This is a genomic window from Vibrio sp. VGrn 2, assembly GCF_009361695.1.
GTDB classification, from domain to species: domain Bacteria; phylum Pseudomonadota; class Gammaproteobacteria; order Enterobacterales; family Vibrionaceae; genus Vibrio; species Vibrio diabolicus.
On record NZ_RBWD01000004.1, the window covers coordinates 165,803 to 183,528 of the forward strand.

A 17,726-nucleotide genomic window follows, 5' to 3' on the forward strand; every position below is an offset into this window, starting at 1 on the left:
ACGCCATGACCATAAAACGTGATGACTTCGACCCTAAAGCATATAACCCTGAGTTTAAGCGCCACTTCCTGTCGCCTAAGTACTGGGGCACGTGGTTAGGTGTTCTCTTATTTTTACCTTTATCATTAATGTCACTAAGTTTACAAAAGTGGTTGGCGAAAACCATTGCCAAAAAACTGTCTAAATCCCACAAAGGGCCAGCTCACCGAGCGAGGGTTAACTTTGAGCTGTGTTTTCCAGAAAAGTCGTTCCAAGAACGTGAAGCTTTGATAGAAAAAACACTCTACACAGCGGCCATGTTCTTTTTTCGCTTCGGGTTACTAAGTTTACGCTCACCAAAGTGGCTTCAGAACCGTTGCCAAATTCGCGGCCTAGACATTTTACGACAGCACATTGATAACAACGAAAATGTGATTTTAATGGTTCCCCACTCTTGGGCAATTGATGTGCCTGCTATCTTGCTCGCTTCAATGGGAATGCCAGTTTCTGCAATGGCGAAGAAACAAAAGAATGATGTTGCTGACTGGCTGATGCACAAGCAAAGAGTTCAATACGGTGGTCGTGTTTATGAACGCTCAGGTGGCATTAAGCCTTTTCTGAAATCCATTCGAGATGGCTATGTGGGGTATTATCTACCCGATCAAGATCACGGCCCAGAGCATAGTGTGTTCGTAGATTTCTTTGCTACACGTAAAGCAACGCTACCTGGTTTAGGCAAAATTGCGAAACTATCACGCTCAAAAGTACTGCCTCTATTTGCGTCGATGAACACTGAAGATGGTACGTTTGATATTGAGATTTTACCGGCGTTTGAGCTGGATAAAGGCGAAGAGCAAGACGCTCGTACCTGTAATGAAGCAATTGAATATTTTGTCGGTGATAAACCCGAACAATATATGTGGGTACTGCAGTTGCTGCACTCTCAAGAAGACGGCAATAACTATTACAATATCTTTAAGCCTAGATATGATACTGATTGGCAAGTAAATAAATGAAAAAGATTTTAATTATTGGCCCTGCGTGGGTCGGCGATATGGTAATGTCGCAATCGTTATATATCGTATTAAAGCAACGTCATCCAGATAGCCAAATTGACGTTATCGCTCCAGGATGGTGTAAACCGATTCTTGAGCGTATGCCAGAAATCCACCAAGCGATTGAAATGCCTATCGGTCATGGTGAATTTAACTTATTAGGCCGCAGGGAAATTGGTAAATCATTACGTGAAAAGCAATATGACCACGCCTATATCTTGCCTAAATCAGCGAAATCAGCACTGATCCCATGGTTTGCCAACATTCCTCTTCGTACTGGCTGGAAGGGAGAAATGCGCTATGGTTTATTGAATGACTTACGCCCTAACATGAAGTCTTTTCAGTACATGGTAGAGCGCTATGTAGCGTTAGCTTATCCAAAAGCAGAAATGGTGGATTCTAACTCTCTTGGCGGGCTTGAAACCTTGCCTCGCCCGCGCCTTGCAATCAACGCGGCAGAGCAACAAGCCACGCTCAAAAAGTTCAACTTAACGCAAGACCAACCAATCATTGGACTGTGCCCAGGAGCAGAATTTGGTCCTGCCAAAAAATGGCCCGAAACACACTACGCTGAAGTTGCGACGCAAATGGCCCGATCTGGGCATCAAATCTGGTTGTTTGGTTCTCAAAAAGACTTAGAGACTTGTAACAATATTCGCGCACTTGTTCCGACGCAATTCCATAAGCACATTCATGTTCTAGCAGGCCAAACCAGCTTAATTGAAGCGGTCGATCTACTTGCTGCATGTAAGACTGTTGTCGCGAACGACTCCGGCTTAATGCATGTGGCAGCTGCGGTTGGTTGTAATGTTGTTGCCGTGTATGGTTCAACTTCACCGAAGTACACACCTCCACTCGCAGAAAAGGTGGAGATTGTTCATACCGATATTGATTGTCGCCCTTGTTTCCAGCGTGAATGTCAATACAAACACCTTAAGTGCTTGACAGAACTTTCGCCTAAGCAAGTGCTAGATAGCATCCAAAAACTTGACGCCATTACGATAAGCTCATGTTAGTTCGTATTGTTTACACCTTACTACTCGCCTTAGCGTCACCGCTGCTTTTATTTGGTTTGTACAAGAGCAAACCAAATAAGCCTAAGTTCGGCTCTCGCTGGAGAGAGCACTTTGGCATAACTCCCAAGCTAAAAAGCAACGACAAACCTATTTGGATACATGCCGTATCTGTTGGTGAAAGCATAGCAGCGACACCTTTAATCAAAGCCCTTAAGGAACAAAACCCCGAACAATCTATTCTAGTTACTACAACAACAAGTACCGGAGCTGAACAGATTGCTAAGTTGGGTGATTTAGTTGAACACCGCTATATGCCAATTGACTTTGGGTTTGCTATCAAAGGCTTTCTTAAAGCTGTGCAACCAAAACAGATGTTGATCATTGAGACTGAGCTGTGGCCAAACACGCTTCACAATGTTCACAAAGCGGGTATCCCTATAACTGTCGTGAATGCGCGCCTATCTGAAAAATCGTGTAAGAACTACGCCAAAATACAGCGGCTTTTTAACCAACTTCATCCATGCCTAACTCAAGTACTCTGCCAAACAGCTTCAGATGCCGAGCGCTTTGAACGCTTAGGCGTTGAGAAAAAGAAACTATCCGTTACTGGCTCGATTAAGTTCGATATTCAAATATCAGAGCAAGTGAAACAGCAAGGACAGCAGTTTCGAGCCCAGCTTGGAGACGCTCGTCCGATTTGGATTGCCGCTAGCACCCACAGAGGCGAGGACGAACAGGTATTAGATGCGCATAGACAAGTTTTAAAATCTCATCCAAATGCATTACTTATTTTGGTTCCTCGCCATCCGGAACGATTTGATGATGTATTCACGCTTTGCCAACAGCAAGGCTTTAGCACTGTGCGTCGTACTTCAACGCATGCAGTAGAGACAAATACTCAAGTCTATCTCGGCGATACAATGGGTGAGATGCTAACGTTGATGGGCGCAGCGGACATCTGCTTTATGGGTGGCAGTCTAATCGGAGATAAAGTCGGTGGACACAATGTGTTAGAGCCCGCAGCACTGGGAGTCCCTGTAATCACCGGACCAAGTTATTACAACTTCCAAGATCTGGTTGCGAAGATGCTTCATAAGAAAGTTATCAAACTGATTGAGTCACCTAACGAGATGAGTCTAAAGGTTGAAGCTATGTTTCAAGATGCGTTAGCAAAAAGTGTAGTTCAAGAAAACCTCCTTAGCTTTGTCAAAGATAATGTTGGTGCGCTAACTAAGACAATTAGATGTATTGAGAGTATAAAATGAAAGTTTTTGTTATTAACTTGAAACGCTCAGTTGATAGAAGAGTTCGCATGGAAAATGCACTCAACAAAGCCAACATACCATTCGAATTTATAGAAGCGATAGATTCCTCTGCGCCAAACTTTCTATACTCTGAACGTAGCAATGATGACCTTACTCGAAAACGATTTGGCTATAGGCTAGTTGAGAACGAAATTGCTTGCTTCTCTAGTCACCACCTGGCCTGGGAAAAGTGCTTGGAGGTAAACGAACCAATACTGGTTCTAGAAGATAACTGCGACTTATTGCCTGAGTTTTTTGACGTGTTTTCACATTTCGACACATTAGCGGAACAATACGACTTTCTAAAACTTGCGGCAACCAAGCCTAAATCATTTAAAGTTATATCTTCAGTTAATAACAAACTTAATATTGTACGCTTCAACAAACGCACATGCGGTATTATGGGATATATTCTAACTCCACATGCAGCTTCGAAATTCATAAAAAACGCAACTCAGTTTATAGAACCTGTAGATGACTACATGGAAAAACCGTATAAACATGGTGTATCCACGTATGTTTTAAGACCAGATATTGTCAAAAGAGCCGATATTCCATCAACAATTGGCAGTTCTCGAAAAGATAAATCTGATATAAACCTCTGCAATAAGATATACATTGAGCTTTTCAGACTCTATGAACAAATTCAAGACAGGCTTGTAGTTCACCGAGATAAATGACGAAAAATATGCCCCGATATTTTAGTTTCGGGGCATATTTTATTGTTTAAAAGGACAGCTATCTAAAAGAGGTTGAATATCTATTTTTATGTCATAGTTCTTTGGCAACTCACGGAGCTCTTCGATACTAGTGGAAGACGATACTTTGATAGGTAAATTACACTCTCGTCCCACTGAAAGGTAGTAATCGAAGAATTTAAACTCTCCTCCTTCCACCGTGTCATCAAAAGAAATATGGTGAGCAGGCACACCATAAGCGTCAGCAATAATAATTCCGTGTAACGAGCTTGAAACGATTAGCTCACAAGATGCAATATCATCAATAAATGCCTGCACATCATCAGTTTCAATATCAATGACTTTTACATCATCAGGAAAATTTTGCTTGAAGAACGCGTCATTCTTATTGTTGTAGTGCGGAATAATACCTAACTTGTATGCTGACTCTGCTTCGTTGGGCTGTATTAATGTCGGAAGAACTAAAGCAGGATCACCATAAATTTCTGGGCATTCAATTCCTCGAGCGATTAAGATATCTCTGGTTTTAGGACCACGAACTGCATGCACTTTTTTAGGTTTGAAAAGTGGCGTTTTTCTATCCGAAATAATACCACTCCCCCAAACAATCGCATTATCGTTCGAGGATTGCAAGACAGAACCAATGACTAAATAATGTTCTTTATCCGATTTATCTGATGACCAAACAGCGCTCTTCCCTGACAACTGCTCTACGATAAACTTATTTACGACATCGCCAAAATTAACTCGTCCATTCCACCAATGTAGTGCTATTTCTTTTGTTGCATCAACTTCTTTAGATTTATCATACTTATACGATAAACGCTTAACAAAACCGCGAAAACCTTTATAGTTTTTCACCTTATCTCCTACTTATAGATAGATTTAAGTTTATCTTTATAAAACTTGACGTTCCTTTTGTAATATAGCTTTAGAAATAGACCAAAATATTTATTATTATATATTTTGTTCAGTTTCCATATTCTTTGGTTCGCTGCTTTAAATTCTCTATCTCGTTTTTGTTGATCAATACTTTGCTGTAAGGACCATGAACCTTCATGCAGGCTTCTGTATACACACATTTTAGAAGGGCAATAAATTGCACCTTTACCCAAAGTCATCACTGTTTGTAAGATAGAATGATAGAAATTTCTCTTAAAGAACTCTTCATTCTCTGACACCATATCTAATAAAGGCTGGGTGCGTAGAAATATCGATGCCATGGGCATCAAACCTCCTCCTTTTAAGATAACTCTATTGTAGTCAACAACCTGCTCCTTGTCGCCAATATAGCCGTATCCTGAATCCTTTATTTCATCTCCGTACAAGGTAAGTGATGGGTGAAAAGATATATCTACGGATTTCTCTTTTTGCAAGATTTCATATTGTTTCTGAAGCTTATCATTATCAATCCAATAATCATCACCCTCACATATTGCGATATACCTACCTTCCACCTCTGGCAACATAAACGGAATTGGGGAAAAACCTTTAGAGTATTGATTCTCTTCAGGGAAGATGATTTTTATTTTACAATTTCCATTATAGTTCTCCACAACAGACTTTATTACGTCTCTACTATTATCCGTTGAAAAATCATCATATATAATTAATTCAAAATCAAAATTTACGACTTGCTGAAGAATCCCATCCAATGCTAATTTAATGTACTCTTGATGATTGTAACAAGTACAAAGAACTGAAACTTCGCTTTTCATATTTTACCCTATATCTCGGGAGTTATATTACTCCCGATTACAACATCATGATAAGTTAAACCTAAATAAACCATCGGTAAGTTTAATTAATACAAAACTATCGTTTATCAAGCAACTACTTCCAACTTCTATGTTACTATAACGAGCAACATAAAATGGATTTGTAACCTTTTGACCAGAGAATGCTTTTATAATAGAACTTCCACATATCACTTCTACTCCCTGAGTTTTATGAGAAAATGCTCGTAAGTAACGCCCAACCTCTTCTGAAGACACTCTTTCAGCATCGAGGCTCAATCGTTCAGGTCTTGAATAATATGAATCTTGACTACTTTGTGCCGTTCCTTGAATTGCAGTCCCGTACTTTTCCATATTGTTTAAGACTTTGTTAAACAATTCGTTTTCTAATTCGAATAGCACTGGGTACAAGAGCTGAACATCTAAATCATCTGTAACTTCGAATGCTTCTTGAGCTAAGATATCCCCTCCATCCAACTCATCGGTTAGATAGTGGATTGTAGCACCTGCTATTTTTTCATTCGACAAGATTGCATGGTTAATGGGGTGACGTCCCTTACCAAGAGGAAGAGGAGATGGGTGGCAGTTAATGTATACCGCTTTGGGGATCTGCTTTTTCAGTAGTAGGTATGGACAACCAGCAGATACGCAAAGTTCAAAATCAAGCTCTGCAAGCTCACTCAATAAGCGTGACTTTTCTCCATTCGCCTTCAATATGGTATGTGGAATCTTATCTAACCCAGGTAGATTTTCGTCCGTAACAAATGCATGCACCAAGTTATAGTAAGGGTTGGCAATAAGTGAAGATAGGATCAGGGTACGGTTCCCAATAAAAACAACATTAATCATGCTCAGACCTATTTATCATTTCAATTATGTAGTTCATATCATCACTATCGTAGCGGTGATCAATAGGAATACAAACCAAGTTATCAACCAAGTCTTGCTCCCAAGACTGCTCTAAAACTCGGTCGCTAACTTCTTGCCAATATGTTGCTACAAAGATGTTATTTCTAATTAAGTACTGCTTCAGTACTTTGCTAGCCAAGTAAGGGTAACACAACGGTGATTCTGGCGTATTCGGTATTTTTAGGCGGTTTCTTACAGCAAGGCTTTGGTGTAATAGTTCATAATTATTACGGCGTATACGTTCAATGTTTGAGAGGTCTGCGCTCTTCATAATAAATCTAGAATAGTTTGACATGCTAAGTGGATTATATTCACTTAGGTTAGCCTCTGCTTGCAAATAACACTTATAGCCAGCTTTAGCTCCTTTTTCAGCGCGGAGTATCATATGCTCTAACATTGGATAAAAAGTGTCATCTGGTTCTGAAATATTCAAAGAAGATACTAAACAGCCACCATCTGCCACCGGCAAAAACTTTCTCGGAGAGTAGATACTAGCCAAAGCTTTAGAGCTAGGTGGAATAAAGAACCCTTGCGCATTATCAACAATTACTCTAGCCCAATAATCCTTAGGCAAATCAGGCAAACGTAAGCCAAAGTAATTAACTATATACAATATAGACGCATTCTTCACTCGTTCATCTATTAATGGTTGCAATTTTTCATCGATATCATACCAAATAATATCACATGGATAGTTTTTGACGACATTTACAACACTATCACATATAAACTTAGGAAGTGCGATACTATCAGGATTCTTTTCTTCCAATATTTTACCGACACATGCCCGACCAGATTGATAATAAACACCATTTTCGAATGGCATTTCCCATCTATCACATGCCTTCCGATATACATCATCTAGTATAGAAAAATAGCCACCTATTTCTTTTTTCATACTAAATAATCCATCAACTTGTCCTGAGGCACATTGAAAATTACATCAAGTATCGAAAGTGCTGGCTCAAATTCAACTGCCTGCACCTGTGAATATGACTTCAATGACACATCTAGAAATTCAAGGGTTAAACCTTGTGCTTGAAAATCTGATTCATTGTATAGATCTCTTCCACCTGGAGGGTTGATATAATTTTTCCCACCCAACTTAACACAACTATCTATAACTCTTTCTTGCGCTTTAAGGTTACGGTTATCTAGACTCGAAGATAATTCAATTTCCGTATCAATACCTAAATATAATTTTATTTTTTCTATAGAGTTGAGAATAAAAAGAAATAGATTATCTTCTTCATTCAACAGAATATCACTAAAAAGCTGATATCCTTCATTAAAATTTGGTGATTTTCTATAAGACTCTCTTATCTTATTTAATAGTTTAGTTCTTTCTTTCAAGAACGTTGGAGATATAAAACGCTCTCTAACATCAAGGTAATCAGAATCTTTCTTAATAGGAATGGTGAAAGTCTCTACTTTCCCTGAAGCACTTAAGTAACGATTACGATTTATCCACCCTTTCTTGGTATACTGAATATCATCATAAACAACAAACTTATCTACAGAAGCCAAGAGCTGCCAGTAGCCAATGTATGGTAAAAAATAAGGCTGCATAATAGCAATTTTCATACTATGAGAACTCTCACATGGTTAATTTAATATCAATTCTAAAACTTTACACACTGCTTCAACATCATTTGAAGACATACTGGCATGTAGCGGTAGACAAATAATTCCTTTGGATATCTGCTGGCTTACAGGACATCCAAAACTCAGATTCTCAGGGTAAGCAACATCTAAAGATGGTGTAAAATATCGTCGATGTTCAATATCATGCGCAGACAAGGCATCAAGTAGTCTTTCCTGCTTGTCTTCATCTCTAACGAAAATTGGCATATAAGCACCGTTATACGACGCTTCGGGTAGCCAAAGAGGTAATTCAACATAAGGCTCTAAAAGCGTCCGGTACAAACTAAACAGGTGAGATCGATGCTCTATCACCTCTTCAATCTGATCAAGTAGTGTTAACCCTACCGCACATTGATATTCATTCAATTTAGCGTTGATACCAGGCTGCCCTAAAGAGCCATTACTCTGTATGCCAAAGTTAATGAACTCTTTCGCACGTAAATAATCTTCATGGCGCTTGAATATAATTGCACCACCTTCGACTGTATGGAATATCTTAGTAGCATGAAAACTCAATGTACTAGCATCGCCAAAGTTTAAGAGAGACTTCTGACCAACCTTAACTCCAAATGCATGAGCAGCGTCGTATAGAACTTTGACCTTATATTGCTCTGCAATTTCTTTGAAACTCTCAACTTCACAAGGATTTCCATATACATGTGTTGCAACAACACCATCTACTTGAGAATTTGCTTCAAGAGCTGCTTTCAAAGCATCTGGAGATAAGTTATAAGATTTTGAATCGATATCGCAATAGCTCACATCAATACCTTGCCACATCAACGCTGATGAAGTTGCAACAAAGCTAAATGGTGTAGAGATCGCGGATTCAATTCCTAAAACTTTACATGCCACCTGAAGTGCCAGCGTACCATTAGAAACTAACAATAAGTTTTTAACACCCAAAAACGTTTCAAGTCGTGTAGTAAGCTTTTCATGCAATGGCCCAAAGTTAGTATACCAACCACTCTCATTTACTTGAGATAAATAGTTAGAAAGCTTAGTTAAGTCTGGGGCTAATGGACTGTTAAGTTTAATTGTCATCTTCGCTCACAATGCTTGATAGGTAGATACCATAATTGTTCTTCTTAAGGGCATCAGCTGCCGCCATTAACTTCTGTTTGCTAATCCAACCATTGTTAAAGGCAATTTCTTCCAAACATGCAATCTTATAACCTTGTCGTTTCTCTATCGTCGAAACAAATTGAGCAGCTTCGAGCAAGCTTTCGTAAGTACCTGTGTCTAACCAGGCAAAACCACGCCCTAACATTTCAACATTGAGCTCGTTTGCTGTTAGGTACATTTGATTTAATGTGGTAATTTCCAGCTCACCTCGCTCTGATGGTTCGACTTGCTTAGCTCTACTCACGACTTGGTTGTCAAAGAAGTACAGCCCCGTCACAGCATAGTGGCTCTTTGGCTTAGCTGGCTTTTCTTCAATAGAGATAGCTTTTCTGTCGGCATCAAACTCAACCACACCAAAGCGCTCAGGGTCTTTCACTTGGTAGCCAAACACCGTAGCCCCATTGCCACTCTCTGCCGTCTCAACTGCTTTCTTTAACTTTGGAGAGAACCCTTGCCCATAAAAGATGTTGTCACCCAACACTAAACATACTGAGTCATCGCCAATGAATTCTTCGCCAATGATGAACGCTTGGGCTAAGCCGTCTGGGCTTGGCTGAATCGCGTATTGCAACTCAATGCCAAACTCTGAACCATCACCTAATAGGCGCTGAAAACCCTCCTGGTCTTCTGGCGTGGTGATGATCAAGATGTCACGAATACCCGCAAGCATGAGTACCGACAACGGGTAATAAATCATTGGTTTGTCATAAACCGGCAGTAACTGCTTAGAGACACCGCGTGTTATAGGGTAAAGGCGAGTGCCCGAGCCACCTGCTAAAATAATGCCTTTCATTATTCGCCCGCTCCTAATCGCTCTAAACTGTATGAACCATCAAGCACGCGTTGCCACCATTGCAGGTTATTGAGGTACCATTCCACGGTTTTGCGAATACCGCTTTCAAACGTTTCTTCTGGCGTCCAGCCAAGCTCTTGAGCGATCTTGGTGGCATCAATTGCGTAGCGCACATCATGACCAGGGCGATCTTTGACATAAGTGATCAAAGATTCATAAGACTCGACCCCGGCCGGTTTTTCTGGACGCAACTCTTCAAGCAAAGCACAAATGGTTTTCACCACTTCGATGTTTGCTTTTTCGTTATGGCCACCGATGTTGTAGGTTTCACCGACTTCACCTTCGTTGACCACTTTGTACAGCGCGCGAGCATGATCTTCCACGAACAGCCAATCTCGGATTTGCATGCCATCGCCATACACAGGCAAGGGCTTGCCGTCGAGGGCATTTAAAATCATCAGAGGGATCAACTTCTCTGGGAAGTGGTACGGGCCATAGTTATTTGAGCAATTGGTGACAAGTGTCGGTAAGCCATAAGTACGTTGCCAAGCGCGAACCAGATGATCGCTCGAGGCTTTTGACGCTGAATATGGGCTACTCGGCGCGTATGAAGTGGTTTCGGTGAACAAATCATCCGTCCCCTCTAAATCGCCGTACACTTCGTCCGTAGAAATATGATGAAAACGGAATGCCGATTGGCGCGCTTCATCTAGGTTCGACCAATATTGACGCGCCGCTTCAAGCAAATGGTAAGTGCCCATCACGTTGGTCTCAATAAAAGCAGCAGGACCATCAATAGAACGATCGACATGAGACTCAGCCGCTAAATGCATCACCATATCGGGTTGATGCTCTGAAAACACGCGGTCTAGTTCAGCTCGGTCACAGATATCCACTTGCTCGAAGTAGTAACGTTCACTATCTGAGACATCAACCAATGACTCTAGATTCCCTGCGTAGGTCAGTTTATCTAAATTGATAACAGTATCTTGAGTGTCACGAATGATATGTCGGACAACAGCTGAGCCGATAAAACCAGCTCCACCGGTTACTAATATTTTCTTCACGAATGTTACCTACGTTAATTTGTGTGTCATCAGATACACATGAATACTTATGATTGTAATTTATGGACTCACTCGTGCGTCGTTGGACACAAGAAAGGCTTACTTAGGGCAATCAATATAAAATGATAAAAAACTCAATTAAGATTGAGAAGCATAACCGTCCTGAAAGTGTTCAAAATCGGATTCTTGCCAAATAATCTGTCGCTTTAAACGCTCTTTATTAAATGAACGCAGGAGTCTATTTAGATTTTGAGCCTTCCAGTCACCAGAAGCTTCAAAACGGCACTTATCAAAATCGATAATCCATACCTTATCTTTGTCGTCGATCAAGATATTATGGATATTCAAATCGGTATGGTTAACGCCAACCTGATGCATCTTGGCAATTTCTTGCCCTATTTTTTGATACATGTCTGCCGATAAAGACTGTTCTTGCAAGATACTAACCAGATCTCTGGCGTTTGGGATTCGCTCACTTAATAAATCAGCTTGATAGAAGAACCCTGACTTTACGGCTCTTGCTGCAATTGGACGAGGAACGTGCACCCCAGCCTCGATTAGCGCCAATAAAAGCTGAAACTCTTGCGCACTACGGGTGTTATCCCAGCCAGAGAACCAATAATGATCGTTAACCAACTTCCCAAACAAACCGCCACGACGGTAATGACGCAGTGCTGCTTGCATGTTCTCTAGTTGGATAAACCAAGTCGTGCCTCTACCCGTCGCACTGCCAACCACCTTGTCTAAGGACTGCCAGTATTTCGCATCAAATATCGGTTGGCTAGGGTCTGTCATGATCTCGTCATCAAACCAGATCATTTGGTTGTTGTTTTGATACTGTTGAGTCACGCGCTTACCCCCTAGCCTAAATATCGGCTGGCTAATATATACAACCAAGTAAATCCGGCGAACGCCAATGCAACCATAACGGCAGCAGAGCCTATGTCTTTAGCTCGACCACTGAGTTCATGCCGCTCAATACCGATACGATCAACCACAGCCTCAATAGCTGAATTCACAAGCTCTACAATCAAGACTAACACCACGACCCCGATCATTAAGATACGCTCAATCATGCCGACATCCACTAGCCAAGCCAAAATCACAGCGATACTCAACAGAGCCAACTCTTGTCGAATGGCAGCTTCATGCTTAAAAGCCGCTTTTAATCCTTGGATCGAATAACCCGTCGCTTTAACGATGCGCTTTAGCCCGGTATTACCCGGCTTGCCAGATTCTTGCGATTGATGCGGTGTTATCTTTGACATTGCAGAACACTTATCAGTACTTAGCTATATTCGAGCCGTGTATTTTACATTTATTGGGGATGTCTGCATAATTTACCTGACTCTATTCATCGAATCAGACAATAATTATGTTCACTTCTGCCCCATCGTCATTATGCATCTTGCGTTTGTCCGCTATTGGAGACGTTTGCAATACCATCTCCACCGTTCAAGCTATTCAGAAACACTGGCCTTCGACCCAGATTACTTGGATAACGGGTAAACTTGAAGCCCAGTTATTAGCCGCCATTGATGGCGTAGAAGTGATTGTTTTTGATAAAAAAGCAGGACTCGATGGCTACAAATCGCTTTGGCGACAGCTGAAAGGCAGAGAGTTTGATGCGCTATTGCATATGCAGTACGCGATTCGAGCGAGTGTCGCGACGTTGGGCATTAAAGCAAAATACAAACTTGGTTTCTCTTCTGATAGAAGCCAAGATTTTCAGACGCTATTTACCAATGTCAAAGTGCCTTCCCCGCAATCTCTGCATGTCGCAGATGGCTTAATGGCCTTTGCCCATCAAATTGGAGTACCAAAGGCAGAACTGGACTGGGTACTTTCTTATTCAGATCACGACCAAGCCTGGGCAGAGTCTCATATTTCTCGTAATAAACCTAACCTGCTGATTGTGCCTGGTGCGAGCAAAGCTTATAAAAACTGGAACGCGGAAGGTTATGTGGATGTGATTCATCACGCCAGAGCTAAAGGCTGGAACGTGATTCTGGCAGGTAGCCCAGCTCAAGTTGAACTGGATTTGGCTGAAGCCATTCAATCTCGCTTGGAAGAACCGTGTCTAAATTTAGTTGGACAAAGCTCAATTCTGCAAATGCTTGCGTTAATAGATAAGGTTGAAATGGTTATCGCCCCCGATACCGGACCAGCACACATGGCAAATGCCATGAAAACGCCAATCATCGGGCTCTATGCACACCATAATCCGCTGCGAGTGGGACCTTACCGCTACCTAAAATACGTTGTCTCGGTTTATGAAGAAACGATCTTTGCGGAAACAGGCAAAAACAGTCACGAGTTAAGCTGGCGAACTCGCGCTAAAGATGAAACGGCAATGAACCGCATTACTAACACTCAAGTAATGAGCATGTTCGATCAAGTCTTAGAAGATTTGTATCCTCAATACCAGTAAACTTACTGTCTTGATTTGTTAAGAAGGAAATGACCTTGTCCAAACCAACCTTAGCCGTTGCCTTAATTGTAAAAAATGAAGAGAAGCACTTACAAGCTTGTCTAGACACAGTAAAAGATTGGGTCGATGAGATTGTCCTTCTAGACTCGGGCAGCACTGATCGCACTGAAGAAATCGCCCGACAATACACAGATAAGTTTTACACCAACCTAGATTGGCCAGGATTCGGTAAACAGCGCCAACTTGCGCAGCAATACGTTACGGCAGACTACGTTTTATGGCTTGATGCGGACGAACAAGTCACTCCAGAGCTAAAAGAAAGTATCTTACACGCGGTATCAGCCAATAAGCCGAACGTTTTATACAAGCTTAACCGACTAAGCTCAGCGTTTGGTAAGTTCATCTACCATTCTGGTTGGTCTCCAGACTGGATTGTGCGCTTATATCGCACCGAATATACGCAATATAATGATTCGCTCGTTCATGAAAAAGTTGATGAGAAAAACTATCAAACTGAAAAACTGGATGGTCGACTGCATCACTACACTTACGAGCACCTTCATCATTACATCAATAAAACCACTGGCTACCTCAAGGCCTGGACAGATGAACGTGAAGGTAAAAAGAAAGCGGGTTTAACGACCGCTATCGTTCACGCTCTTGCTAGCTTTTTGAAGATGTATGTGCTCAAACGAGGCTTCCTTGATGGCAAGCATGGCTTCATTCTAGCTTGGCTAAGCATGCACTCTACTTTTGTAAAATATATCGACCTCTACTTACGTGAACAGGCAAAAAAATCATGAAAACGACTTTAATTATCACCACTTACAACTGGAAAGAAGCATTAAAAGCGGTGTTAGAAAGCGTGAAACGTCAAACCGTTTTGCCTGATGAAGTCATCGTTGCAGATGACGGTTCTCGAGACGATACCAAAGCAATGATCGATCAACTTCGTTACAGCTTTCCCGTACCACTTATTCATAGCTGGCAGGAAGATAATGGCTTTCGTGCTGCGATGAGCCGCAACCGTGCCATCGCAAAATCTTCTGGTCGTTATATCATAATTATTGATGGTGACATGGTGTTATCACCATCATTTATTGAATCACATAAACGCGTCGCAAAGCCAAATTGGTTTGTGCAGGGTGGACGTGTGCTAACAGATGAAAACTGCAGTAAAGCGATTATGGAAAGCAGCCTAGTACCTTCTATTTTTAGCAAAGGCATTCGCAATCGCAAGAACTGTATCACCAATATACTGCTATCAAAATGGTTCTCGCGTAAACGTAATAATGCTAATTCAACACGCAGCTGTAATATGGCATTCTGGAGAGAGGATGCACTTGAGGTCAATGGCTTCAACCAAGATTTTGTCGGCTGGGGACGTGAAGATAGCGAGTTTGTTCACCGTATGTTGAATGCGGGCAAGTCACGCCTTTACTTAAAATTTGCAGGTGTAGGCTACCACTTGTACCACGTAGAAAACTCTCGTGCGTCACTCGGACAAAATGACGAGATTTTAGAGAACACCATTAAAAACAAGCTTAAACGCTGTGAGAATGGTGTTGAGCAATTTCTAGAAGCTTAAGATTATAAAAAAGGGGGCGAAACGCCCCTTTTTTATTGTTGCTGAGATAAAGCGAAGTACTTATCGGCAACCATCAATGAGATCAAACGCTCTTTACGTTTATCTTTGAACAGCTCAACCCACTGGTGCGCATTTTCAATGATCGCTAATGCTTCTTGCTCATTCGCTAGGTAATAATCCATCTTTTCGGGCAAATCCGAATAGTCATCCTTCACTTCAACATAGTGGACACCAGCCTCTAACTTACCTTCCATAAACCAAGTCTCATATTTTGGCTTTGACATAATAACCAAGGAGTTAGACGACATAGCCCACTTAAGGTTGGTGGCCACATCATTGCCTTCTATACACAACAAGAACTTGTATTGAAGTTGCTCCTCAATGCTCATAAAGCCTTTTTCCCAAGGCTGCCCTTCTACCGGGCGGGTCTGGCCAATGTTGCATTGCGGATGGTTATGAAACGCATGAATCACCTTTTGACGATGAGGCTGAAAACCCACACCACGCCAAGCGACCATGTCCTTTTTATCTTGATAGCGAACAGGATCATCAACAAATTTAAAATGACGAACTTGGTTGAGTTTCAATACCACTGAATTTTGGTTGCTACCAAAAATAGGGCGGCTTTTTATAAAGCTCGGTACATTGGGAATGTGTGTAACATCACCGTTGATGTAGTTAAACGCAAAACTGGAAGGGAAATAGCGTACAACTTGGCGAAGATCGAAAAAATACGTCCAACCTTTCGTTTTTTTAAATGTATCGACAGTCGCGTAACTTTGTTCTCGGCTATCGACTGAAAACGGCGTTTCACACTTGTTGTAATAGTTCACCCGCTCAAGGCAGAGTTGCTTCTCGGCTTCAGTTAAATTCGAAAGTAAACGCTTTGCTTGTGCTCGATATACAAAACGAGGGATAAGTATCGAGAGAGCGTTTGAGAAATAATAAGGGAATTTACTGTCTTTCATTCAGTTTTTCCCCAATCGCGATGGCTACTGGCTTGGGAACGAACTGATCGATACTTCCGCCATGAATGGCCACTTCTCTCACGATAGTCGACGATAGAAACGCAAACTCTTCTTCAGGTGTCAAAAATACACTTTCGATACCTGGTAATAGCTTTCGATACATGTTGGTCAGTCCAAACTCGTATTCAAAGTCTACCGTTGTTCGCAAACCACGAATAAGAACCTTAGCTTGCTCATCTCTCGCGAAATCCACTAATAACCCAGAGAACCCCTTTACCGTCACACCAGGTAAATGCGCTACAACGTCCTGCATCAGTGCAACGCGCTCTTCCAATGAAAACATGGTGTTCTTCGATGGGCTTGCGGCTACGCCAATCACAACCTCATCAAACATTTCGTGAGTACGTTCTATTAGATTGAGGTGACCATTAGTCACTGGATCAAAAGTGCCCGGATAAATGACTTTCATATAATTTACTAAGTTATTCGAAACTGATTGAATTATTGAGGCTCTAGCGCAAGATTACAACAACTTAAGCTCGATATTAGCTCGTCTTACTTCTGACACTCACCACAAAAGAAGGTATTACGCTGCCCTATTTTTAGCTCTTGAAGTCGTTCGCCGCATTCTGGGCATGGCTCTCCGGCTTTTCCGTAAACGAGTAACTCTTGTGCAAAGTAACCCGGCTTTCCATCGGCTTGCGCAAAGTCTTTCAGCGTAGTCCCACCTTGCGTAATGGCAATCTCAAGTGTCATTTTGATATTTTCAACAAGTAACCCCCACTCTTGAGAAGTCAGCTTACCTGCGGGCCTTGAAGGGTGAATTCGAGATTTAAACAACGACTCATTCGCGTAGATGTTCCCGACACCAACCACGACTTTGTTGTCCATGATGAACTGCTTGACGGCAACACGCTTATTTTTAGCTTTCTCCGCTACATATTCCGCATTGAACTCTTTAGTTAATGGTTCAGGCCCCATGTTTGCTAGTACAGCATGTGACTCGCCAGGAGCACACCATAACCATGCCCCAAAACGACGCGGATCGTTATAACGCAGTATTTTTCCACTGCTTAGTTTGAGATCCACATGATCGTGCTTTGCTGGCGGAAAGTCGGCATCTAGGACACGTAAAGACCCCGACATGCCCAAGTGAACAATGGCTGTACCTGTGTTTGTCTCGATCAGTAAGTATTTCGCACGACGGCTAATCGCACGGATCACCTGCCCTTCCAATTTTTTAAGCTCTATAGGAATATCCCAGCGCAATTTAGGCGTTCGAAAAGTAAACGACTGGATCGTTTGTCCAACCATGTGGGGGCTAATCCCCATACGACTGACTTCAACTTCTGGCAACTCAGGCATTAGATTCTCCAATTCACCGGCTAATAGTTCTCGCTGCTAGCATAATCG

General features: G+C 41.7%; 20 protein-coding genes. 7 read left to right on the forward strand and 13 right to left on the reverse strand.

The window, feature by feature from the left end; translation table 11 throughout:
• Positions 1-5: 5 nt before the first annotated feature.
• Genes lpxM through D8S93_RS09390 form a run of 4 tightly spaced genes read left to right on the forward strand, consistent with a single transcriptional unit; the run spans position 6 to position 4,034 of the window.
• A complete protein-coding gene (gene lpxM, locus D8S93_RS09375) occupies positions 6-995 on the forward strand; it encodes a lauroyl-Kdo(2)-lipid IV(A) myristoyltransferase (protein ID WP_152812898.1) in 990 nt (329 codons plus the stop codon).
• Entirely contained in the window at positions 992-2,050 is a 1,059-nt protein-coding gene (gene waaF / locus D8S93_RS09380; RefSeq protein ID WP_152812900.1) for a lipopolysaccharide heptosyltransferase II, read from the forward strand. Before lpxM ends, waaF begins: the two co-directional genes overlap by 4 nt.
• A complete protein-coding gene (gene waaA, locus D8S93_RS09385; protein WP_152812902.1) occupies positions 2,044-3,315 on the forward strand; it encodes a lipid IV(A) 3-deoxy-D-manno-octulosonic acid transferase in 1,272 nt (423 codons plus the stop codon). The genes waaF and waaA overlap by 7 nt, the downstream gene beginning before the upstream one ends.
• Entirely contained in the window at positions 3,312-4,034 is a 723-nt protein-coding gene (locus D8S93_RS09390) for a glycosyltransferase family 25 protein (protein WP_124007362.1), read from the forward strand. Before waaA ends, D8S93_RS09390 begins: the two co-directional genes overlap by 4 nt.
• Positions 4,035-4,073: 39 nt before the next feature.
• Here D8S93_RS09390 and D8S93_RS09395 read toward each other — a convergent pair whose 3' ends face one another.
• The 10 genes from D8S93_RS09395 to D8S93_RS09440 form a co-directional block, all read right to left on the reverse strand.
• Positions 4,074-4,913, reverse strand: coding sequence for a polysaccharide pyruvyl transferase family protein (locus D8S93_RS09395; protein ID WP_152812904.1), 840 nt, complete (start codon positions 4,911-4,913; stop codon positions 4,074-4,076).
• 8 nt (positions 4,914-4,921) lie between these two features.
• On the reverse strand, positions 4,922-5,770 hold the full coding sequence (locus D8S93_RS09400; RefSeq protein WP_152812906.1) for a glycosyltransferase family 2 protein: 849 nt from the start codon (positions 5,768-5,770) through the stop codon (positions 4,922-4,924).
• Between the two features lie 45 nt (positions 5,771-5,815).
• Positions 5,816-6,637: a formyltransferase family protein gene (locus tag D8S93_RS09405; protein WP_152812908.1), complete on the reverse strand. Its 822-nt coding sequence runs from the start codon at positions 6,635-6,637 to the stop codon at positions 5,816-5,818.
• Positions 6,630-7,595 (reverse strand): hypothetical protein, encoded by a 966-nt coding sequence (locus D8S93_RS09410; protein WP_152812910.1) that lies wholly within the window; start codon positions 7,593-7,595, stop codon positions 6,630-6,632. The genes D8S93_RS09405 and D8S93_RS09410 overlap by 8 nt, the downstream gene beginning before the upstream one ends.
• Complete coding sequence (locus D8S93_RS09415; protein WP_152812912.1) at positions 7,592-8,281, reverse strand: WbqC family protein; 690 nt, start codon at positions 8,279-8,281, stop codon at positions 7,592-7,594. Before D8S93_RS09415 ends, D8S93_RS09410 begins: the two co-directional genes overlap by 4 nt.
• A gap of 21 nt (positions 8,282-8,302) precedes the next feature.
• Positions 8,303-9,385 carry a DegT/DnrJ/EryC1/StrS family aminotransferase gene (locus tag D8S93_RS09420; protein ID WP_152812914.1) on the reverse strand — a complete coding sequence of 361 codons (1,083 nt, stop codon included), beginning with the start codon at positions 9,383-9,385 and terminating at the stop codon, positions 8,303-8,305.
• A complete protein-coding gene (rfbA, locus tag D8S93_RS09425; RefSeq protein WP_152812916.1) occupies positions 9,375-10,259 on the reverse strand; it encodes a glucose-1-phosphate thymidylyltransferase RfbA in 885 nt (294 codons plus the stop codon). Before rfbA ends, D8S93_RS09420 begins: the two co-directional genes overlap by 11 nt.
• Complete coding sequence (rfbB, locus tag D8S93_RS09430; RefSeq protein ID WP_319802974.1) at positions 10,259-11,326, reverse strand: dTDP-glucose 4,6-dehydratase; 1,068 nt, start codon at positions 11,324-11,326, stop codon at positions 10,259-10,261. Before rfbB ends, rfbA begins: the two co-directional genes overlap by 1 nt.
• A 138-nt stretch (positions 11,327-11,464) precedes the next feature.
• Complete coding sequence (locus D8S93_RS09435; protein ID WP_319802975.1) at positions 11,465-12,175, reverse strand: 3-deoxy-D-manno-octulosonic acid kinase; 711 nt, start codon at positions 12,173-12,175, stop codon at positions 11,465-11,467.
• 11 nt (positions 12,176-12,186) lie between these two features.
• Positions 12,187-12,594, reverse strand: coding sequence for a diacylglycerol kinase (locus D8S93_RS09440; protein WP_152812918.1), 408 nt, complete (start codon positions 12,592-12,594; stop codon positions 12,187-12,189).
• Between the two features lie 107 nt (positions 12,595-12,701).
• Between D8S93_RS09440 and D8S93_RS09445 the strand changes: the two genes are divergently transcribed.
• The 3 genes from D8S93_RS09445 to D8S93_RS09455 are packed head-to-tail and all read left to right on the forward strand — an operon-like array spanning position 12,702 to position 15,345.
• A complete protein-coding gene (locus D8S93_RS09445; protein ID WP_152812920.1) occupies positions 12,702-13,757 on the forward strand; it encodes a glycosyltransferase family 9 protein in 1,056 nt (351 codons plus the stop codon).
• Positions 13,758-13,792: 35 nt separating this feature from the next.
• Positions 13,793-14,560: a glycosyltransferase family 2 protein gene (locus tag D8S93_RS09450; RefSeq protein ID WP_005395793.1), complete on the forward strand. Its 768-nt coding sequence runs from the start codon at positions 13,793-13,795 to the stop codon at positions 14,558-14,560.
• Positions 14,557-15,345, forward strand: a complete 789-nt coding sequence (locus D8S93_RS09455) for a glycosyltransferase family 2 protein (protein WP_152812922.1) — start codon at positions 14,557-14,559, stop codon at positions 15,343-15,345. The genes D8S93_RS09450 and D8S93_RS09455 overlap by 4 nt, the downstream gene beginning before the upstream one ends.
• A gap of 32 nt (positions 15,346-15,377) precedes the next feature.
• On the opposite strand, the gene D8S93_RS09460 is transcribed toward D8S93_RS09455, so the two are convergent.
• The 3 genes from D8S93_RS09460 to mutM form a co-directional block, all read right to left on the reverse strand.
• Positions 15,378-16,313 (reverse strand): glycosyl transferase family 90, encoded by a 936-nt coding sequence (locus tag D8S93_RS09460; protein WP_152812924.1) that lies wholly within the window; start codon positions 16,311-16,313, stop codon positions 15,378-15,380.
• Positions 16,300-16,782 carry a pantetheine-phosphate adenylyltransferase gene (coaD, locus tag D8S93_RS09465; protein ID WP_005395788.1) on the reverse strand — a complete coding sequence of 161 codons (483 nt, stop codon included), beginning with the start codon at positions 16,780-16,782 and terminating at the stop codon, positions 16,300-16,302. The genes D8S93_RS09460 and coaD overlap by 14 nt, the downstream gene beginning before the upstream one ends.
• 86 nt (positions 16,783-16,868) lie before the next feature.
• Entirely contained in the window at positions 16,869-17,678 is an 810-nt protein-coding gene (gene mutM / locus D8S93_RS09470) for a bifunctional DNA-formamidopyrimidine glycosylase/DNA-(apurinic or apyrimidinic site) lyase (protein ID WP_152812926.1), read from the reverse strand.
• Positions 17,679-17,726: the final 48 nt, after the last annotated feature.